Raw genomic sequence first — 19397 nt, forward strand, 5'->3', positions numbered from 1 at the left:
TAAATCAGGGCGCGCCCTGCCCCAGCGCCGCGCGCCGCACAGCCATGCCGGCAAGGCGCCAGCCTCGATATTAAACCCGCCGAAGCTTAAAGCGGATTTAAATACAGGCACTTTTTATTCAAAACGGCAGGATGGGATTTTAAAAGACAGCGCACCGAGATAATCTGGCGCTGAAAAAGAAAAACCCGCGCTACTTATTCAGCAGCGCGGGCTTCAATATTCTGGCGGAGCGGACGGGACTCGAACCCGCGACCCCCGACGTGACAGGCCGGTATTCTAACCAACTGAACTACCACTCCTTAAGAGCGTATTTTTTTGGCGGAGCGGACGGGACTCGAACCCGCGACCTCCGACGTGACAGGCCGGCATTCTAACCAACTGAACTACCACTCCGAAAAATACACAGTACTGCATGCATTTGCATCCAAGGTTGCGATTCGCAGAACTTCAACCCTGAAATCGCGGCACCCGGGGGCGCCGCCAAATGTTTCCGGTGATTGTCACCTCACCGAAGTCCGTTAGTTTACAGCATCCTTCAAAGCTTTACCAGCTTTAAATTTTGGAACTTTTGCAGCTTCGATCGTGATCGCTTCTTTGGTACGCGGATTGCGGCCGGTACGCTCAGCGCGTTCGCTGACCGAGAAAGTGCCAAAACCAACCAGCGTCACGCTGTCGTTGTTTTTCAAAGTTTCCGTCACGCCGCCGATAACAGCGTCGAGTGCGCGCGCAGCGGCGGCTTTGGAAATGTCAGCTTTTTCAGCAATGTGGTCGATCAATTCAGTCTTGTTCACTAGCATCCCCAATTACAAAGGTATAAAACGTTTACCGTATCGTTGCGGCACTTTTGGCACCACAGCTGTCCGGCGAAAAAAATGTGCAGGCGTATTAAACAAGCCACACTGTATATGTGTCAAGCGCTTTGGGGGCGCAATTCACGTTTCAATATAAAACAAGCGCTCTAAAAGCGCTTGTTTGGGGAAAGCAGGGGTAAAACGTTAGTGTTTTACTACCTCGCCGGCCACGTCAGGCTTGGCTGCGGCGGCCGTGACAGCCTCCACCGCAGCGACGTCCGCCAGCGCTTCAGGCATGCGTTCGAGGGCGATTTCCAGCACTTTGTCGATCCAGCGCACCGGTACGATCTCCAGTTTGTTCTTGACGTTGTCCGGAATATCGGCCAGGTCCTTCACATTTTGCTCTGGAATCAGGACCGTCTTGATGCCGCCGCGATGGGCCGCCAGCAGCTTTTCTTTCAGGCCGCCAATCGGCAATACTTCGCCGCGCAAGGTGATCTCGCCCGTCATCGCCACGTCGGCGCGCACGGGGATGCCCGTGAAGACCGATACCATGGCCACCGTCATGGCTGCGCCAGCCGAAGGACCGTCCTTCGGTGTCGCGCCTTCCGGCACGTGGATGTGGATGTCGCTCTTCTCGAACACGTCCGCCTTGATGCCCAGGCGCTGTGCCCGGCTGCGCACCACCGTGCGGGCTGCCTCGATCGACTCTTTCATGACGTCGCCCAGGGTACCCGTGCGGATGATGCCGCCCTTGCCCGGCATCGACACGGCTTCGATGGTCAGCAGATCGCCGCCCACTTCCGTCCATGCCAGACCGACCACCTGGCCTACCTGGTTTTCTTTCTCTGCGACGCCGAAATCATAGCGGCGCACGCCAAGGAATTTATCCAGGTTCTTCGAGTTGACGATGACTTTCTTGTCAGATTTCTTCAGCAGCAGCATCTTCACCACCTTGCGGCAGATCTTCGACACTTCCCGCTCGAGCGAACGCACACCGGCTTCCCGCGTGTAGTAGCGGATGATGTCGCGCAGGGCCGACTCGGCCACCGAGATTTCCTCTTCCTTCAAGCCATTGTTCTTGATCTGCTTCGGCAGCAGGTAGCGCTGCGCGATGCTGGTCTTTTCATCTTCCGTGTAACCGGACAGACGGATCACTTCCATGCGGTCAAGCAAGGCTGGCGGAATATTGTACGAGTTCGAGGTGGCCACGAACATCACGTCGGAGAGGTCGAAATCGACTTCGATGTAATGGTCGGAGAAGGTGTGGTTCTGTTCCGGATCGAGCACTTCCAGCAGGGCCGACGAAGGATCGCCACGGAAATCGGCGCCCATCTTGTCGACTTCATCGAGCAGGAACAAAGGATTGCGCACGCCGACTTTCGCCAGCGATTGCAAGATCTTGCCCGGCATCGAACCGATGTAGGTGCGGCGGTGGCCGCGGATCTCGGCTTCGTCGCGCACGCCGCCCAGGGCCATGCGCACGAACTTGCGGTTCGTCGCGCGGGCGATGGACTGGCCCAGCGAGGTCTTGCCGACGCCCGGAGGACCGACGAAGCACAGGATAGGCGCTTTCAGCTTGTCGACGCGCTGTTGCACCGCGAGGTATTCCAGGATGCGTTCCTTGACCTTGTCGAGGCCGTAGTGGTCGCCTTCGAGCACTTTTTCCGCATTCGCCAGGTCGTTATTGACCTTGGATTTCTTTTTCCAAGGCAAGTTGACCAGGGTGTCGATGTAGTTGCGCACGACGGTGGCTTCGGCCGACATCGGCGACATCAGCTTGAGCTTTTTCAGTTCATTGGTAGCCTTGTCGAGCGCTTCCTTCGGCATTTTTGCCGAAGCGACTTTTTTCTCCAGCTCGTCGAGGTCGGCACCATCTTCGCCCTCGCCCAGTTCTTTCTGGATCGCCTTGACTTGCTCGTTCAGGTAGTACTCGCGCTGCGACTTTTCCATCTGGCGCTTGACGCGGCCGCGGATGCGTTTTTCCACCTGCAGAATGTCGAGCTCGCCTTCGAGCTGGCCCAGCAGGTGCTCGAGGCGCTTGGCCACGCTGAAAATTTCCAGGATGACTTGTTTTTGCTCCAGCTTCAGGGGCAGATGCGCGGCCACCGTGTCGGCCAGGCGGCCGGCATCATCGATACCCGACAGGGAGGCGAGGATTTCTGGTGGAATCTTTTTGTTCAGTTTGACGTACTGGTCGAACTGCTGCACGATCGCGCGGCGCATGGCTTCGACTTCCGACTCGTCGCCCGGCTCGGACTCGAGCGGCGTCAGGTCGGCGATGAAGTGCGTCGGCGCATCGCTGATATGGTTGATACGGGCACGCTGCGCGCCTTCGACCAGCACCTTGACGGTGCCATCGGGCAGCTTCAGCATTTGCAGAATATTGGCGACACAGCCAATTTCATAGATATCCGAAGGAGACGGCTCGTCCTTCGCGGCTGCTTTTTGAGCGGCAAGCATGATGCTCTTGCCCTGCTCCATCGCAGCTTCCAGCGCCTTGATCGACTTTGGACGGCCAACGAACAGCGGTATCACCATATGCGGGAAAACGACGACATCCCGCAACGGCAATAACGGCAGTTGAGTTTGCTCAGTTAATTTGGAAGTTGTCATGGCGTACCTTATAGAAAGCGTGTTTACGATGTTGGCGCTCGCTGCCAAAACACAAGACCGGCGAGAATAAATAATTCTGTGAAACAAACATAAAGTCTATTTCGCAAAACACACCCGCATGACTGTAACAAATGCAGTTTTAACAGTAAAAAAGCCACGCGCAGCTAAGCGCCGCGAGTGGCTTTACGATTGAAGCCTGCACTCATTGATTTAAATTGTACTGCCATGCATTAAGGAATCAAAACCCTTTTTATGCATTTGTCTCGGCAGTAATCAATTTTCTCCGGAGGCCTTGGCAGTCTCTTGATAAATCAACAAAGGTTTGGCGCCACTGGTGATGGTATTTTCGTCGATGACGACCTTCACCACATTTTGTTCGCTCGGCAGTTCGTACATGACGTCCAGCAAAGCATGTTCCAGGATGGAACGCAAGCCACGCGCACCGGTCTTGCGCGCCAGCGCCTTCTTGGCGATCGCATGCAGGGCGGCGGGACGAATCTCCAGTTCCGCGCCTTCCATCTCGAGCAGCTTCGAATACTGCTTGATCAGCGCATTCTTTGGCTCGACCAGGATCTGGATCAGCGCCTCTTCCGTCAATTCCGCCAGGGTGGCGATGACGGGCAGACGGCCCACCAGTTCCGGGATCAGGCCGAACTTGACCAGATCTTCCGGTTCCGCTTGCAACATCAGTTCGCTGGCCGAGCTTTGCGACTTGCTGCGCACCGTGGCCGAGAAACCGATGCCGCTCTTTTCGGAACGGTTGGCGATCACTTTCGACAGGCCGTCGAAGGCGCCGCCGCAGATGAACATGATGTTGGTCGTGTCGATCTGCACGAAATCCTGGTTCGGATGCTTGCGGCCGCCTTGTGGCGGCACGGAAGCCATCGTGCCTTCGATGAGTTTCAGCAAGGCTTGCTGCACGCCCTCGCCCGACACGTCGCGCGTGATGGACGGATTGTCGGACTTGCGCGAAATCTTGTCGATTTCATCGATGTAGACGATGCCGCGCTGGGCTTTCTCGACGTCATAGTTGCAGCTTTGCAGCAGCTTCTGGATGATGTTTTCCACGTCTTCACCCACGTAACCGGCTTCGGTCAGGGTGGTGGCGTCGGCGATCACGAACGGCACGTTGAGCATGCGCGCCAGGGTCTGTGCCAGCAGGGTCTTGCCCGAGCCGGTAGGACCGACCAGCAAGATGTTGCTCTTGGCCAGTTCGATGTCGTCTTTCTTGCCCAGGTGCTTGAGGCGCTTGTAATGGTTGTACACCGCCACCGACAGGATGCGCTTGGCAGTCTGCTGGCCGATCACGTACTGATCGAGCAAGGCGGCAATTTCTTGCGGCGTCGGCAGGTCGGATTTGGTACCGGTCACCGTCTCGATGCTCGACGTTTCATCACGGATGATGTCGTTGCACAGGTCGATGCACTCGTCGCAAATGAACACGGACGGGCCGGCGATGAGTTTCTTCACCTCGTGCTGGCTTTTGCCGCAGAACGAGCAATACAGTAATTTTTCGCCGCTAGAGGATTTTTTGTCTGACATAAGGCATTTTGGTTGGAACTGCATTAACAATATTGCAAAATCGCAAGCCGGATAATGGTTGCTGCCAGCAAAGGCAGCCACCCATGGCGCAAGTCAACAACGTGCACAAGCTCCATGCTACCCGAAATAAAAGCGAAACGCCCGAACGTTTGATCGCCCGGGCGTTTACTTACAAGCTTAGCAATACCGGTAGGGGCTCATCAAGCGCGGCTGGTCAACACTTTGTCGATCAAACCATACTCAACGGCCTCGTCGGCGGACATGAAACGGTCGCGGTCGGTGTCCTTGGCGATCTGTTCGATCGACTGGCCCGTGCGCTCGGCCATGATGCCGTTCAAGCGGGTGCGCAGGTAAAGGATTTCCTTCGCCTGGATCTCGATATCGGACGCCATGCCTTGCGAACCACCGGACGGCTGGTGAATCATGATGCGCGAGTTCGGCAGCGAGAAACGCTTGCCCTTGGCGCCAGCGGCCAGCAGGAAAGCGCCCATCGAAGCAGCCATGCCCGTGCACAGAGTCGAGACGTCCGGCTTGATGAACTGCATGGTGTCGTAGATGGCCATGCCGGCCGAGACCGAACCACCTGGCGAGTTGATGTAGAGCGAGATTTCCTTTTCCGGATTTTCGCTTTCCAGGAACAGCAGCTGGGCGACAACCAGGTTGGCCATCTGGTCATTGACCGGGCCGACCATGAAAATCAAGCGTTCCTTCAGCAGGCGCGAGTAAATATCATACGAGCGCTCGCCGCGACCGCTTTGTTCCACCACCATCGGCACCAGGCCGAGCATCTCTGTGTCCAGCGCCGGATTACGGTTCATACCTGTCATTTCATTTCCTTGTGAAGCAGTTAGGGGACGCCGCCCCACCTTGCGGCAACACGGCATCCCAACACCAACTGGTTTACGCTTGTGCGTTGCTTCCCATCAGTTCGTCGAAAGCAACTGCTTTCGTCGTGACTTTCGACAGGCCCAACACGTAAGTGACGACGTTTTCTTCCAATACAAGGGCTTCGATCTCACCCAGACGACGACGGTCGCTGTAGTAGTACTTCAGCACTTCGCGTGGATCTTCGTAGCTTTGGGCGAAATCTTCGATTTGCGCTTTGACTTGCTCAGGCGTTGCCTGCAGGTTGTTGTCGCCCACCAGTTGCGACAGGATCAGGCCCAGGCGTACGCGACGCTCGGCTTTTTCTGCGAACAGTTCTGCTGGGAAAGGCACGTCCTTGACGTTCATGCCGCGCTGCGCCATGTCTTGACGGGTCATTTCGGCCAGGCGCTCGGAATCCTGAGCGATCAGCGTTTTTGGCACGTCCAGCTCAGCAACTTTGATCAGCGCGTCCATGACGGCTTCCTTGTTGCGTGCTTTTACGCGGCCAGCAACTTCACGTTGCAGGTTGACTTTGATGTCTTCGCGCATTTTGGCCAAGTCGCCATCGGCAACGCCCAAGGACTTGGCGAATTCAGCATCGACTTCTGGCAGGTGCGCCCATTCCAGCTTTTGCAGGGTGATGGTGAACGACGCGGTCTTGCCGGCGACGTCCTTGCCATGGTAGTCCTCAGGGAACGACAATGGGAAAGTCTTGGACTCGCCCACTTTCAGGCCCAGGGTCGCTGCTTCGAATTCTGGCAGCATGCGGCCTTCGCCCAGCACGAAAGCGTAGCCTTCAGCTTTGCCGCCTGGGAATTCAACGCCGTCGATCGAGCCGACGAAGTCGACGGTCACGCGGTCGCCGTTGGCAGCGATCGGCTCACCGCCGTCGCCGTGTTCGCCAGCTTCGCCCTTGGTGTGGAAGTGCACGCGCTGCTTGCGCAGGATGTCGATGGTCTTGTCGATTTCGGCTTCCGACACGTCGGCTTGCACGGTTTCGATTTCAACGGCCGTCAAGTCGCCGATGGCAACTTCCGGATACACTTCGAAGGTTGCGTCGAAAGCCAGCTGGCCTTCGGCTGCTTCTTCTTTCGGCACGATGTTCGGGAAACCGGCCACGCGCAGATTGTTTTCGTTGGCGGCGTCGTTGAACGCGCGGCCGACTTTGTCATTCAGCACTTCGGATTCAATTTGGTAGCCGTATTGTGCTGCGACCATTTTCAACGGCACTTTGCCCGGACGGAAGCCCGGTGCCTTAGCCGTACGGGCTTGCACTTTCAGGCGCTTCTCAACTTCCGTGCGGACGTCCGTCAGCGGGAAGGAGATCGTGATACGACGTTCGAGTTTGCCCAAGGTTTCGACTGCAGTTGCCATGTAAAAAATCGTCCAAAAAATAAACACTGTTGGTGCGAGAAAAGAAGACCCGACCCCTTGCGCCATCACTGGCGACAAGACATGGGTCCAGCTTCACTCGCTCGCATATTCATCTGTAAAAGCACTGAAAGCAGGACAATGGACCTGGTCTACCCGGCTGAGGGAAAAACCCGCACCAGGCACCAAACAATCCGCCGCTTCCGGTACTGCGACAGGGCTCCGAGCGTCCAGCCTTGCTTCCAAGTAAATGCAAGGCCGGCCATCATTCGGTAAAGCGTGGCATTATAACAAAGGACTTCGGGAAAGTGGCTGGCTTTGCAGCCCGGCCACAGAGGATACGAGCGGCGGCGAACGAATCGCTACAGCCTGGATGGCCCTGTCTTTACTCTTGCCCCGGCATTCTTTATTTCACCAGAGACAGGCTTTCCAGCCTGCTTCGTTCATTAGTATATGCGAACTGGCGCTCCGTCCGAAACAAAGAAATGCGCTCACAGCGAAGATTTCGGGCAAAAAACCTTTGATTTACCTCAATTTGGCCATTTTTCAGGCAAATCACCGCCCAAGCCCTGTCCTGCCGTCCGATTTCGGGCGAAAAATGCCGCAAACAACAGCATCCCGAATGACGGAAATACAGGCGAAACATCAGAAAAACAGGAAAGACGCCTGCAACGAGGCTGAAGAACAACTTGATGGTGCTGCACCTCCGGGCTGGAACAACCCGGATTGGTGCGGATGGGGAGACTCGAACTCCCAAGCCGAAGCACTGGCTTCTAAGACCAGCGTGTCTACCAATTCCACCACATCCGCATTTTGTACTACTTTGCACTACTCGCTCCCCTGATTTTAACAACTCGGGAGCGATCTGGCTACCGTGGACTGATAGAGCAAGCCCTCGGTAAAGCAAAGGCGGCATTCTACTGGATTTCCCAGAGGAATGCCGCCTTTTTTTGCTATGACTCAGAGCGCGCCACCGCTCAGTTGGCGGCATGTTCACCCCAAAAGCAAGCACTAGGGTCGTACCCTGAGGGTACGACCCCGGCATTTTCGCCGTTCGGGTGAATTGGCGTACGCGCCAGGTGGCCGCGCTCCAGGGCATTACACAGCTGGCGTACTCGCTTCTCTTGCCGCTGGCTCCGGCTTCTTGACCCGGAACCAGGCCGCATACAGGGCCGGCAGGAACAGCAAGGTCAAGGCCGTCGCCAGGATCAGGCCGCCCATGATGGCGACCGCCCTGCGTGATCCGCCCCAGAACACGGAGCGCGACAGCGGGATCATCACCAGAGCGGAGGATTTACTTCCCTAGCCCCCCCCATCCTTGTCCAGCGGCTCCGGCTTTCTGACCCGGAACCAGGCCGCATACAGGGCTGGCAGGAACAGCAAGGTCAAGGCCGTCGCGAGGATCAATCCACCCATGATGGCGACCGCCATCGGGCCCCAGAAGACGGAGCGCGACAGGGGGATCATGGCCAGCGCCGCGGCTGCCGCCGTCAGCACGATGGGGCGGCAACGGCGCACGGCCGAGTCGATGATGGCATCCCATGGGGCCGAACCATCCTTGATGTCTTGCTCGATCTGGTCGACGAGGATCACCGAATTGCGGATGATCATGCCGAACAGCGCAATGACGCCCAGGTTGGCCACGAAGCCCAGCGGACGGTGCAGCAGCAGCAAGGCAAACGCGGCGCCCGCCACGCCCAGCGGCCCCGTCAGGAACACCAGCAGGGAGCGCGAGAAACTGTGCAACTGCAACATCAGCAAGGTGAAGATGATGAAGATGGCCAGCGGCAAGTTCGCCGAGATCGACGCTTCCGCCTCGCCGCTGTCGGCCGCCACGCCTTTCACATTGATGCGGTAGCCGGCCGGCAACTTGGCCCGCAAGGCGTCCAGCTGCGGCGCCAGCTGCGTCGACACGGTGGCGCCCTGGATGCCATCGATCACGTCCGATTGCACGGTAATGGCCCATTCACGCTTGTCGCGCCAAACCACGCCCGGCTCCCACACGAAATGCACGCGGGCCAGCTGCGAGATGGGCACGGACTTGCCCGTCGCCGTCGGGATATTCGTGTCATTCAACACGGAAATCGTCGCCCGCTCCTCCAGGGGCTGGCGCACCTGGATATCGATCAGCTTGTTGTCTTCGCGGAACTGGCCGATGACGGTGCCCGACAGAATCGTATTGGCCGCCTGCATCACCGTTTTCGAGGTGACGCCCAGCGCGCGCATCTTGTCCTGGTCCAGGTCCAGGCGCAATACTTTCACCGATTCATTCCAGTTGTCATTGACGCCCAGGGTGTTCGGATTGGCGCGCAGGATGTCCTTGACCTGGTCGGCAATGCCGCGCACGCCCGCCACTTCCGGTCCCGTGACGCGGAACTGCACGGGATACGGCACCGGCGGCCCGTTCGGCAACAGTTTTACCCTGCCCCGCACTTCCGGGAAATCCTTCTTGAAGACATCGACGATTTGCTGGCGCAAGCGTTCCCGCTCAGCCAGGCTCTTCGGCAAGACCACCACTTGCGACACATTGGTCTGCGGGAATATCTGGTCCAGCGGCAGATAGAAACGGGGGCTGCCCGTGCCCACGTAGCTGGTGACGCTTTCCACGCCGTCGAGTTTGCCCACAAAAGCTTCAAATTTCTTCACCTGTTTCTCGTTCGCGGCAAAGGTCGTGCCTTCGGGCGACCACAGTTCCACCATCAGTTCGGGACGGCTGGAATCGGGGAAGAATTGCTTTTCGATAAAGTTAAAGCCGTAGATGCCCAGCGCAAAAATGACCAGGGTGGCGGCGATCGTCGTCTTGCGCCATTCCACGCACCAGGTGACGGCACGGCGGAAGCGGCGGAAGTTTGGCGTATCGAACAATTCATGGTCGTTATGCGCATGCGGTTTCACTTTCAGCAAGACGTAGCCGATGTAGGGCGTGAAGACGACGGCCACCACCCAGGAAATGATCAGGGCCAGCGCATTGACGGAGAACAAGGAGAACGTGTATTCGCCGGCGGCCGACTTGGCCAGGCCGATGGGCAGAAAGCCCGCCACCGTGATCAGGGTACCCGTCAGCATGGGCATGGCCGTCGACGTATAGGCGAAGGTGGCCGCGTCGAAACGCGACATGCCCTCTTCCATCTTGCGCACCATCATTTCGACGGCAATGATGGCGTCATCGACCAGCAAGCCCAGCGCGATGATCAGGGCGCCCAGGGAAATCTTGTGCAAGTCGATGTCGAGCAGGCGCATGAACAGGAAGGTGACGGCCAGCACCAGGGGAATGGTCAGCGCCACCACCAGGCCCGGGCGCACGTCGATGCGCAGCGGTTTCGTGTGCAAGCCCAGCGCGACGAAGCTGACGGCCAGCACGATCAAGATGGCTTCGATCAGGGTATGCACGAATTCGCCCACGGATGCGGACACGGCTTCCGGCTGGTTCGACACGCGTTGCAACTCTATGCCCACCGGCAACTCGCTCTTCATGCGCGTGACCGTCGCCTGCAAGGCCTTGCCCATGTCGATGATGTTGCCGCCCTTTTCCATCGACACGCCCAGGCCGATCACTTCCTTGCCATTGAAACGCATCTTGTCCTTGGGAGGATCGACGAGTTCGCGTTTCACGGTGGCAAAATCACCGAGGCGGAAAGTGGTGCCGTTGGCGCGCAGTTCCAGGTTTTCCAGGTCCTTGACGGTCACCATGGCGCCCGTCACGCGCACTTGCAGATTGTCCGTCGGCGTCACCAGCACGCCCGTGGCGTTGATGCTGTTTTGCGCGGACAGTTGCTGCACGATGGCGTCGAAAGGAATGCCCAGCTGGGCAAATTTCTTGTGCGAAAAGATGATATTGATCTTTTCGTCTTGCACGCCGAACAGTTCCACCTTTGATACCTGTCCCACGGCCAGCAGTTCCTGGCGCACCTTGTCCGCGTAATCCTTCATTTCCGCGTACGTAAAACCGTCGCCGGACAGGGCGAAGATGGAACCGTAGGTGTCGCCGAACTCGTCATTGAAGAACGGGCCCACGACGCCAGCCGGCAAGGTGCCCTGGATGTCGCCGATCTTCTTGCGCACCTGGTACCAGGCGGCGGCCGTTTCCTTGGGCGGCGCCGATTCGCGCAGCTCCAGCAGGATCAAGGTTTCGCCCGGCTTCGAATAGCTGGTGATCTCGTCGATATACGGCGTTTCCTGCAGTTTCTTTTCCAGCTTGTCCGTCACCTGCTCGGCCATCTGCAGCGCCGTGGCGCCAGGCCAGTACGCTTGCAGCACCATGGCGCGGAAGGTAAACGGAGGATCTTCATCCTGGCCCAGGCTGGCGTAGCTGAGCATGCCGCCGATCAGCAGCACGGCCATCAGGTAGCGCGTCAGCGGGATATGTTCGAGGGCCCAGCGCGACAGATTGAAGCCGCCCTTCATTTGGCAGCACCCACGCTGACTGCGGCGGCAGGCTTGCTGGCCAGCTCGGCACCAAGGATAGCGACTTTCTGCCCAGGCTTGAGCAAGTTGACGCCGGCCGTCACCACCGTCTGCCCCGCTTTCACGCCCGAGGTCAGCAGCAACTCATTGCCTGCCACGCCACCCACCGTCACCGGCACGAGCTTCACGGCGCCGTTTTCCACCACCCACACGGAGCTTTGCGACTTTTCATTGAACAGGGCCGTCAAGGGCACCTTGATCTGCGGCGTGGCCGTCTGCGAGGCGAACTGCACCACGGCCGTCATGCCCAGGCGCGCTTGCGGCGCGTCCGGGATGCTGACCCTGGCCAGGTAGGTGCGCGTGGCGGCATCGGCCACGGGCGACACGACACGTATCTTGCCAGGCAGCGCCTGCTTCGGGTCGGCCCACAGGCGCACCACCACATCCTTGACGCCGCGCAAGGTCTCCACCTTGTCTTCGGGAATGCCGATCACGACTTCCTTCTCGCCGCTCCTGGCCACTTGCACCACGGGCGCGCCGGGCGCCACCACCTGCCCCACCTCGGCCTCGATGCGCGTGACGACGCCATCGACGTCAGCCAGCAAGCTGGCATAGCCGGACTGGTTCGCCTGGCCCCGGTACAGGGCCTGGGCCGCTTCGACGTTCGCCTGCGCCGCCTTGTAGGTGGCATCCTTGCCATCGAGCACGGCCTGGCTGACGAAATTTTTCTCGCGCAAATCCTGGTAGCGCTTCAATTCCGCGCGCGCCAGGTCGCGGCTCGTTTCCGCGCTGACCAGCGACGCCTTGGCCTGCGCCTGCGACAATTGCAAGTCGACAGGATCGAGCTGCATCAGCACTTGCCCCTTCTTGACGCTGGCGCCCACGTCCACCTTGCGCGCGACGATCTTGCCGCCCACGCGGAAGCCCAGCTGCGATACGACACGGGGCACGACCTCGCCCGCCAGCTCGGCACTCACGTCAACATTACTGCTAGACAACACGATCGCGCGCACGGGGCGCACGTCTTCCACTTTGACGGCAGGCTTGGAACAGGCCGCCAGGGTCAGCGCCAGGGTAGCGGCGGCAATCAGCCGCAGGGCAGGAAGTGCGGATGCGCCGGTCTCGCGGCGCAGGGTTTTCAGGGCAAACAAGGTATTTTCCTTTACTATGCGGGCTGTAATATTTTTATGCGGAGAAACTTTTTGCTTGTCCTTTGGGCCAAGCCAAACTTTTTCGCACGCGATATCCTTAAATTTGTGACAATATCAGCTTGGTCGTGGCGGCGGGTACTCTGCGCCTAATGACTTTCTGGTTATTAATTATAATCGTGCGTAAAAGTTTTTAGTGACTTATGCGTCATTAATCTTGAGACGTACAACGCCCGGCCACATTCCAGTGTTTGAGTGGGTGCCGGACAAACGCAAGACTAGAGAAGTGTGTTCATGCCTGTAGACCATTACGAAAATTTTCCTGTTGCATCATTTTTACTGCCGCGCCGCCTGGTGCCCGCCGTCGAAGCCATCTATGCCTTCGCCCGCAGCGCCGACGACCTGGCCGATGAAGGCGACGCCACGCCGGCCGAACGCCTGACAGCCCTGCACGCCTATGAAGAGGCGCTGGGCCGCATCGCCCGCCACGAAGGCCATGCCGGCGAGAACGCCGCCATGTTCGAACGCCTGGCCGCCGTCATCGCCAAACACCAGTTGCCGCTGAAGCCATTCCACGATTTATTGTCCGCCTTCAAGCAGGATGTGGAAACGACGCGCTACGCCAGCTACGAAGACGTGCTCGATTACTGCGCCCGCTCGGCCAACCCCGTGGGGCTGCTGATGCTGCACCTGTATGGCGCGGCCGATGAACAGAATGTACGCGATTCCGATGCCATATGTTCAGCTTTACAACTAATTAATTTCTTGCAAGACGTCGCCATCGACCAGCAAAAAGAGCGCATCTACCTGCCGATGGAAGACTTGAGCCGCTTTGCCGTCTCCGCCGCCGCCTTCGAGCGGCCCGAGGCGCACGGCAAGTGGAGCGCCCTGATGCGCTTCGAGGTGGCCCGCACGCGCGCCCTGATGCTGTCGGGCGCGCCGCTGGCCCTGCGTTTGCGGGGGCGCATCGGCTGGGAGTTGCGTCTCGTGGTGCAAGGGGGATTGCGCATCCTCGAAGCCATCGAAGCCGTCAATTACGACGTGTTCCGGCGCCGCCCCAAGCTGGAGAAACGCGACTGGCTGATCATTTTCTGGCGCGCCCTGCGCATGTCGCGCAAAAGCTTGCATCAAGAGACACAAGTAAAAACGGCTTTTCCCCCGTCGCCCACTCTGTAAGACGATAGAATAGCGGCTTCGATCTGCAACCCTTGCTCTTTTGACTATGTCTCCCGACGAATACTGCCAACAAAAGGCCGCCCAGAGCGGCTCCAGCTTCTACTACAGCTTCCTGTTCCTGCCTGCCGAACGCCGCAAGGCCATCACGGCCCTGTACGCCTTCTGCCGCGAAGTCGATGACACGGTCGACGAATGCACGGACGAAGCGGTGGCACGCACCAAGCTGGTCTGGTGGCGCAAGGAAGTCAAAGCCATGTACGAGGGCAACCCCACGCATCCCGTGATGCGCGCACTGCAGCCGCATCTGGACGCCTATACACTGGAAGAAAAGCATTTGCAGGCCATCATCGACGGCATGGAGATGGACTTGAACCAGACCCGCTACCTCGATTACCAGGCCATGAGCCGCTATTGCTGGCACGTGGCCAGCGTGGTGGGCATCTTGTCGGCCAGCATCTTCGGCGCGACGCGCCCGGAAACCCTGCTGTACGCGGAAAAACTGGGCCACGCTTTCCAGCTGACCAACATCATCCGCGACGTGGGCGAAGATGCGCGCAAGGGGCGCATCTATCTGCCGATCAGCGAATTGCAGCAATTCAATGTGACGGCAGCCGACCTGCTGAACGCGCGCCACAGCGAAAACTTTGAAAATCTGATGCGTTTCCAGGTGGCACGTGCGCAAAAGGCGTACGACGAAGCCTTCGCGCTCTTGCCAGCCGAAGACCGCCGCGCCCAGCGCCCCGGCCTGATCATGGCCGCCATCTATCGCACCTTGCTCAATGAAGTCGAGCGCGACGGCTATCACGTGCTGAAACAGCGCATTTCGCTCACGCCGATCCGCAAACTGTGGCTGGCCTGGAAGACCTGGGTTCGTGGCTGACAGTAGCGTGAAGCAGCGCTACGCCGTCATCGGCGCCGGCTGGGCCGGCTGCGCGGCGGCCATGGAGCTGGCACGCGCCGGTCACTCGGTGAGCGTGTTCGAGGCGGCGCGCACCCTGGGCGGACGCGCGCGGCGTGTCGAAAGAGAAAATACGGTGCTCGACAACGGCCAGCACATCTTGCTGGGCGCCTACACGGAAACCCTGCGCCTGATCAAACTGGCAGGACAAGACCCGGCAGAGCTGATCCTCACCCTGCCCCTGCAAATGCGCTACCCGGCGGATGCTGGCGGCATGGATTTCATCGCGCCCCGCCTGCCCGCGCCCCTGCACCTGGTATGGGCCTTGCTGCGCGCCAAAGGATTATTGCGCGCCGACAAACTGGCCCTGATGCGTTTTTCCACCGCCATGCGATGGATGGGCTGGCAACTGTACAACGATTGCACGGTCAGCGAATTGCTGCAGCGCTTCGACCAGACGGACCGCTTGAACCGGCTGATGTGGCACCCCTTGTGCCTGGCCGCGCTGAATACCCCGCCAGAGCGGGCCTCGGCCCGCGTCTTCCTCAACGTGCTGCGCGACAGTCTGGGGGCGAGCCGCCGCAGCGCCTCCGACATGCTGATCCCGAAAGTGGACCTGACTAGCCTGCTGCCCGACGCGGCAAGCCGCTACCTGGCGCAGCATGGCGGCGCAGTGCGCACGGGCGCCAAGGTTGCCGCCTTGCACGCCTTGCCCGATGGCCGCTGGCGACTCGATGGCGGCGGCTATGACGGCGAAAGCTTTGACGGTGTCATCGTGGCCACCTCGTCCGTGCAGGCAGCCAGCCTGCTGCAAGGCTTGCAGGACGCGCGCCTCGATGATGTTATTACCAAAATGCAAGCTTTCACGCCGGAAGCCATCAGCACCTGCTATCTGCAGTACGACACCTCGGTGCGCCTGGACTTGCCGTTCTACGCCCTCGTCGATACGCCGGAGCAGCAGCATTGGGGCCAGTTCGTCTTCGACCGGGGTCAGCTCGACACGAATCAGGCGGGCTTGCTGGCTGTCGTCATCAGCGCCTCCGGCCCTGCCGCCGAGCAAGGCCACGGACCGCTGGCGCAAGCCATCGCGGCGCAGCTGGCACAGGTGTTGCAGCGTCCGGAACTGGCGCAGCCCGTCTGGACCCAGCTGATCACGGAAAAGCGCGCCACCTTTGCCTGCACCCCCGACCTAGCTCGCCCCGGCAACGCCAGCGGCGTGCCGGGCTTGCTGCTGGCGGGCGACTACACTGCCAATGATGACCGGACGCAAGACTATCCGGCCACCATCGAGGCGGCCGTGCGCAGCGGCGTGGCGGCGGCCAAGGCCATCGCCAAGGGCAAGGCGGCAAAGTAGACTTAACGGTGCATCCTCCCCTGGTGTCGCTCGCCCCCGCAAAATTGCATTCTGTCGCACCGCGCTGGTGCGCTCGCGTGCGCTTGGGTACAGTCTGATCATCGACAACGGCCATGCCACGGGGAATACCATGCACACCACCTTGCACTTGAAAAACAGCTTGAAAGCCCTGGCGCTGCTCGCTTGTGTGGTGCTGGCCACCTTGATCGTGATTCACGGACAGCAAATGCCACAAGCACCGTTGTTGCTGAGCCAGGCAAGCATGCTGCTGCCGGCCATGGGCTGAAGCGGAAACACGGACGCACAGGAAGAATATGATGAACAAGCAAGATTATCTCGACGCTCTGCGGCGCGCGCTGGCAGGCTTGCCACCGGACCTGGTGGCCAAGACCCTCGATTATTACGAACAGACCTTCATCGAAGGCGCCGCGGCCGGCCGCAGCGAGCACGAGATTGCCGACGACCTGGGCGAGCCGACAAAAATCGCCCTCACCTTGCGCAGCAGCACGCATCGCCAGGCTTTCGAACAAAAGAAAACCCCCGTCAACCTGCTGCGCCTGCTCGTCTCGCTGGTGGGCCTGGCCATCTTCAACCTGTTCATGGTCGTGCCTGCTGCCGTGTACGCGGCCCTGCTGGCCACCCTGTACGCCGTCGGCCTGAGCTTTTACCTGGCCGGCATCGCCATCACGGCCAGCGGCTTGTCCGGCGCCAACGAACTGGTGCTCGATGGCCCGCTGCGCCACGTCTTCATCCAGGACGATGAAGGCGGCAAACGGCGCGAAACGCGCATCAGCATCGGCCACACGGGCATCGAAATCGATCACCTGCCCGGTCCCTTGCAGCGTGACCCGGCCGAGCCCGAGCCCGGGGCGCCCGGCGCTTCCTCGCGCATGATGGAGCGGGCCGAAGCGCTGGCCGGTGGCGGCATCCGCATCTCCACCGACATGGACCGCGATGCGCGCACCACGCAAACCGTCTTCGGCGTGGGCATGCTGCTCGGCGGCATCGCCATCTTCCTGCTCAGTCTGGTCGTAACGCGCTATACCTTGATCGGCATCAAGCGCTACGTCGCCATGAATGTCTCCCTGCTCAAAGGTCACTAGAAAGGCTGCCATGAAACGCTTGCTCAAAGTTGGCCTGTCCATGCTCTTGCTGGCCATGGTCCTGATCGCCATGTCGTATGCGGCGCTGCGCGCCAAGGGAATCAGCAATCCCAGCAGCGCTGCCGGCCGCGCCGTGCGCAGCGAAACGCGCCCGATTTCCCCTAATATCAACAGCATCGACCTGGCCGGCCCCATCGACCTGGTGCTGCGCCGCGGCGCCACGCCATCACTGAAAGTGAGCGGCGAGCAGCGTCTGCTGTCGAACGTCGACACCACGGCCGATGGCACGACCCTGCATATCGGCCCGAAAGGCATGCTGTTCCACCATCGCCAGCCGCTGCAGGTGGAACTGGTGCTGCCCGCCCTCGTGCGCGTCGAAGTGCACGGCAATGGCGACAGCAAGATCACGGGATTTTCGGGCGACAGCTTTATCCTGGAATTGACGGGCTCGGGAGACGTCAGCTTCACGGGACGCTACAAGCAGGTTGCCGCCACCGTCAACGGCAGCGGCGACCTCGACATCAACGCAGGCAACAGCGACAGCGTGGTGCTGGAAATGGTGGGCTCCGGGCGCATCGCCGCCAGCGGCAACACGAAATTCCTGCGCGCCGACCTGAGCGGTTCGGGCGACATCGATGCCGAGCACCTGGCGGCCGACAAGGCCAGCGTCAGCCTGCAAGGCTCGGGCACGAGCACCGTCTTCGTGCGCGACGCCACCAACCTGACCCTGCGCGGCAGCGGCGACATCCACGTCCACGGCAACCCACGCCAGCGCGATGCGCAAAAAAGCGGCTCAGGCGAAATTACCTGGCATTGATGAGGACGCCAGTTCCTTAACGCGTCTCTTCCAGCCACGCCACGGCCTGCTCTCCGGCCGCCTTGCCTTGCGCCAGGCAGGCCGTCAGCAGGTAGCCGCCCGTCGGCGCTTCCCAGTCCAGCATTTCGCCCGCCACAAACACGCCCGGCATGGCGCGCAGCATGCTGCCGTCGACGCCGTCGAATTCCACGCCGCCGGCGCTGCTGATGGCTTCATCGATGGGGCGCGGACGTTTGAGCGTGATGGGCAGCAGCTTGATGGCGGCCGCCAGCCTGGCTTCGTCGGCAAAGTCGGCGGCGCTCAGGCATTCGCGCAGCAAGCCCGATTTCACGCCCTTGATGCCCAACCGGCTATTCAGGTGGCTGGACATGGAGCGGGAACCGCGCGGACGCGTCACTTCCTCGAACACGCGTTCATGACTATGGTCAGGCGCCAGGTCGAGCCAGATGGTGGTATGACCGTCGCGCGCGATCTGCTCGCGCAGCGCGGCCGACAGCGCGTAAATCAGGCTGCCTTCCACGCCGCCCGCCGTGATGACGCACTGCCCCTGGCGCTTGACCGTCAAGCCATCGATGTCATGCGCCGTGATGGCCACCGTGGCCAGGTGTTCGCCCGCGTGACGGCTGCTGAAATGCGCGCTCCAGTCCACGTCGAAGCCGCAATTGGCCGGCACCAAAGGCGCCACGGCCACACCGCGCTCTTGCAACAGCGGCACCCAGGCGCCGTCCGACCCCAGCCGCGCCCAACTGCCGCCACCCAGCGCCAGGATCACGGCGTCGAAGGCGCACAGACGTTCGCCGTCCGGCGTGGCAAAGGCCAGCTGGCCGTCGCGCCAGCCCGTCCAGCGGTGACGCATGTGAAATTGCACGCCCGCTTCGCGCAGGCGGTGCAACCAGGCGCGCAGCAGGGGCGCGGCTTTCATATCCGTCGGGAAGACGCGGTTCGACGAGCCGACAAAGGTCTCCACGCCCAGGCCATGCACCCAGTCGCGCACCTTTTGCGGGCCGAACTGGTCCAGCGCCGGTTTCAGGCGGTTCGCCTGCCTGGCGTAGCGCGAGACAAAGGCCTGATAGTCTTCCGCATGCGTGATATTCATGCCGCCGCGCCCGGCCAGCAGGAATTTGCGGCCGACGGACGGCATGGCGTCAAACAGTTCCACTCTGGCTCCCTGGTCGCTGGCCACCTGGGCGGCCATCAGGCCGGCAGGGCCGCCACCGATGACGGCGATGTGAAAGGGAGGAAGGCTGGAATGGGTCATGGCAAGCTGGAAAGACGGTGAAAACCCCGGCATTTTAGTCGAGATAAGGCCC

14 protein-coding genes, 3 tRNA genes and 1 pseudogene are annotated in these 19397 nt (G+C 60.3%); 6 read left to right on the forward strand and 12 right to left on the reverse strand.

The window, feature by feature from the left end:
• Positions 1-222 precede the first annotated feature (222 nt).
• From ACQ4WS_RS00135 to ACQ4WS_RS00185, 11 genes and pseudogenes are all read right to left on the reverse strand, one after another.
• Positions 223-299: transfer RNA gene (locus tag ACQ4WS_RS00135), tRNA-Asp, on the reverse strand.
• A 17-nt stretch (positions 300-316) separates the two neighbouring features.
• Positions 317-393: transfer RNA gene (locus ACQ4WS_RS00140), tRNA-Asp, on the reverse strand.
• Positions 394-518: 125 nt separating this feature from the next.
• On the reverse strand, positions 519-791 hold the full coding sequence (locus ACQ4WS_RS00145; protein ID WP_010398442.1) for an HU family DNA-binding protein: 273 nt from the start codon (positions 789-791) through the stop codon (positions 519-521).
• A gap of 204 nt (positions 792-995) precedes the next feature.
• On the reverse strand, positions 996-3407 hold the full coding sequence (gene lon, locus ACQ4WS_RS00150; RefSeq protein ID WP_436472576.1) for an endopeptidase La: 2412 nt from the start codon (positions 3405-3407) through the stop codon (positions 996-998).
• 273 nt (positions 3408-3680) lie between these two features.
• Entirely contained in the window at positions 3681-4949 is a 1269-nt protein-coding gene (gene clpX, locus ACQ4WS_RS00155; RefSeq protein ID WP_010398446.1) for an ATP-dependent Clp protease ATP-binding subunit ClpX, read from the reverse strand.
• Between the two features lie 200 nt (positions 4950-5149).
• Positions 5150-5767, reverse strand: coding sequence for an ATP-dependent Clp endopeptidase proteolytic subunit ClpP (clpP, locus tag ACQ4WS_RS00160; RefSeq protein WP_374106865.1), 618 nt, complete (start codon positions 5765-5767; stop codon positions 5150-5152).
• 82 nt (positions 5768-5849) lie between these two features.
• Positions 5850-7190 carry a trigger factor gene (tig, locus tag ACQ4WS_RS00165; protein WP_071078369.1) on the reverse strand — a complete coding sequence of 447 codons (1341 nt, stop codon included), beginning with the start codon at positions 7188-7190 and terminating at the stop codon, positions 5850-5852.
• A 724-nt stretch (positions 7191-7914) separates the two neighbouring features.
• Positions 7915-7997 (reverse strand) — tRNA-Leu (locus ACQ4WS_RS00170).
• A gap of 288 nt (positions 7998-8285) precedes the next feature.
• Positions 8286-8480 (reverse strand): annotated as a pseudogene (locus ACQ4WS_RS00175) (hypothetical protein); the annotation flags it as partial.
• 9 nt (positions 8481-8489) lie between these two features.
• Positions 8490-11591: an efflux RND transporter permease subunit gene (locus ACQ4WS_RS00180; RefSeq protein ID WP_436472579.1), complete on the reverse strand. Its 3102-nt coding sequence runs from the start codon at positions 11589-11591 to the stop codon at positions 8490-8492.
• On the reverse strand, positions 11588-12742 hold the full coding sequence (locus tag ACQ4WS_RS00185; protein ID WP_436472581.1) for an efflux RND transporter periplasmic adaptor subunit: 1155 nt from the start codon (positions 12740-12742) through the stop codon (positions 11588-11590). The genes ACQ4WS_RS00180 and ACQ4WS_RS00185 overlap by 4 nt, the downstream gene beginning before the upstream one ends.
• A gap of 291 nt (positions 12743-13033) precedes the next feature.
• On the opposite strand from ACQ4WS_RS00185, the gene hpnC reads away from it, so the two are divergent.
• The 6 genes from hpnC to ACQ4WS_RS00215 all read left to right on the forward strand — a co-directional run bounded on the left by hpnC (position 13034) and on the right by ACQ4WS_RS00215 (position 18087).
• Complete coding sequence (gene hpnC / locus ACQ4WS_RS00190; RefSeq protein WP_436472583.1) at positions 13034-13915, forward strand: squalene synthase HpnC; 882 nt, start codon at positions 13034-13036, stop codon at positions 13913-13915.
• Between the two features lie 46 nt (positions 13916-13961).
• Positions 13962-14795, forward strand: coding sequence for a presqualene diphosphate synthase HpnD (gene hpnD / locus ACQ4WS_RS00195; protein ID WP_436472585.1), 834 nt, complete (start codon positions 13962-13964; stop codon positions 14793-14795).
• Positions 14788-16167, forward strand: coding sequence for a hydroxysqualene dehydroxylase HpnE (gene hpnE / locus ACQ4WS_RS00200; RefSeq protein WP_436472587.1), 1380 nt, complete (start codon positions 14788-14790; stop codon positions 16165-16167). Before hpnD ends, hpnE begins: the two co-directional genes overlap by 8 nt.
• A 130-nt stretch (positions 16168-16297) precedes the next feature.
• Positions 16298-16453: a hypothetical protein gene (locus ACQ4WS_RS00205; protein WP_436472589.1), complete on the forward strand. Its 156-nt coding sequence runs from the start codon at positions 16298-16300 to the stop codon at positions 16451-16453.
• 28 nt (positions 16454-16481) lie between these two features.
• Positions 16482-17270, forward strand: coding sequence for a DUF1700 domain-containing protein (locus ACQ4WS_RS00210; RefSeq protein WP_436472591.1), 789 nt, complete (start codon positions 16482-16484; stop codon positions 17268-17270).
• Positions 17271-17280: 10 nt separating this feature from the next.
• A complete protein-coding gene (locus ACQ4WS_RS00215; RefSeq protein ID WP_436472593.1) occupies positions 17281-18087 on the forward strand; it encodes a head GIN domain-containing protein in 807 nt (268 codons plus the stop codon).
• Positions 18088-18103: 16 nt separating this feature from the next.
• Here the strand turns inward: ACQ4WS_RS00215 and ACQ4WS_RS00220 are convergent, their stop codons facing one another.
• Positions 18104-19345 (reverse strand): TIGR03862 family flavoprotein, encoded by a 1242-nt coding sequence (locus tag ACQ4WS_RS00220; RefSeq protein ID WP_436472594.1) that lies wholly within the window; start codon positions 19343-19345, stop codon positions 18104-18106.
• Between the last annotated feature and the right edge of the window lie 52 nt (positions 19346-19397).

It is taken from the genome of Janthinobacterium leeuwenhoeki, assembly GCF_051380795.1.
In the GTDB taxonomy this organism is placed as follows: Bacteria; Pseudomonadota; Gammaproteobacteria; order Burkholderiales; family Burkholderiaceae_D; genus Janthinobacterium.

Excerpts from the sequence above, each read along its gene's own strand:
- lon (WP_436472576.1), bottom strand. The coding sequence starts at position 3,407 with ATGACAACTTCCAAATTAACTGAGCAAACTCAACTGCCGTTATTGCCG.
- clpX (WP_010398446.1), bottom strand. The coding sequence starts at position 4,949 with ATGTCAGACAAAAAATCCTCTAGCGGCGAAAAATTACTGTATTGCTCG.
- clpP (WP_374106865.1), bottom strand. The coding sequence starts at position 5,767 with ATGAACCGTAATCCGGCGCTGGACACAGAGATGCTCGGCCTGGTGCCG.
- tig (WP_071078369.1), bottom strand. The coding sequence starts at position 7,190 with ATGGCAACTGCAGTCGAAACCTTGGGCAAACTCGAACGTCGTATCACG.
- ACQ4WS_RS00180 (WP_436472579.1), bottom strand. The coding sequence starts at position 11,591 with ATGAAGGGCGGCTTCAATCTGTCGCGCTGGGCCCTCGAACATATCCCG.
- hpnC (WP_436472583.1), top strand. The coding sequence starts at position 13,034 with ATGCCTGTAGACCATTACGAAAATTTTCCTGTTGCATCATTTTTACTG.
- hpnD (WP_436472585.1), top strand. The coding sequence starts at position 13,962 with ATGTCTCCCGACGAATACTGCCAACAAAAGGCCGCCCAGAGCGGCTCC.
- ACQ4WS_RS00205 (WP_436472589.1), top strand. The coding sequence starts at position 16,298 with ATGCACACCACCTTGCACTTGAAAAACAGCTTGAAAGCCCTGGCGCTG.
- ACQ4WS_RS00210 (WP_436472591.1), top strand. The coding sequence starts at position 16,482 with ATGATGAACAAGCAAGATTATCTCGACGCTCTGCGGCGCGCGCTGGCA.
- ACQ4WS_RS00215 (WP_436472593.1), top strand. The coding sequence starts at position 17,281 with ATGAAACGCTTGCTCAAAGTTGGCCTGTCCATGCTCTTGCTGGCCATG.
- ACQ4WS_RS00220 (WP_436472594.1), bottom strand. The coding sequence starts at position 19,345 with ATGACCCATTCCAGCCTTCCTCCCTTTCACATCGCCGTCATCGGTGGC.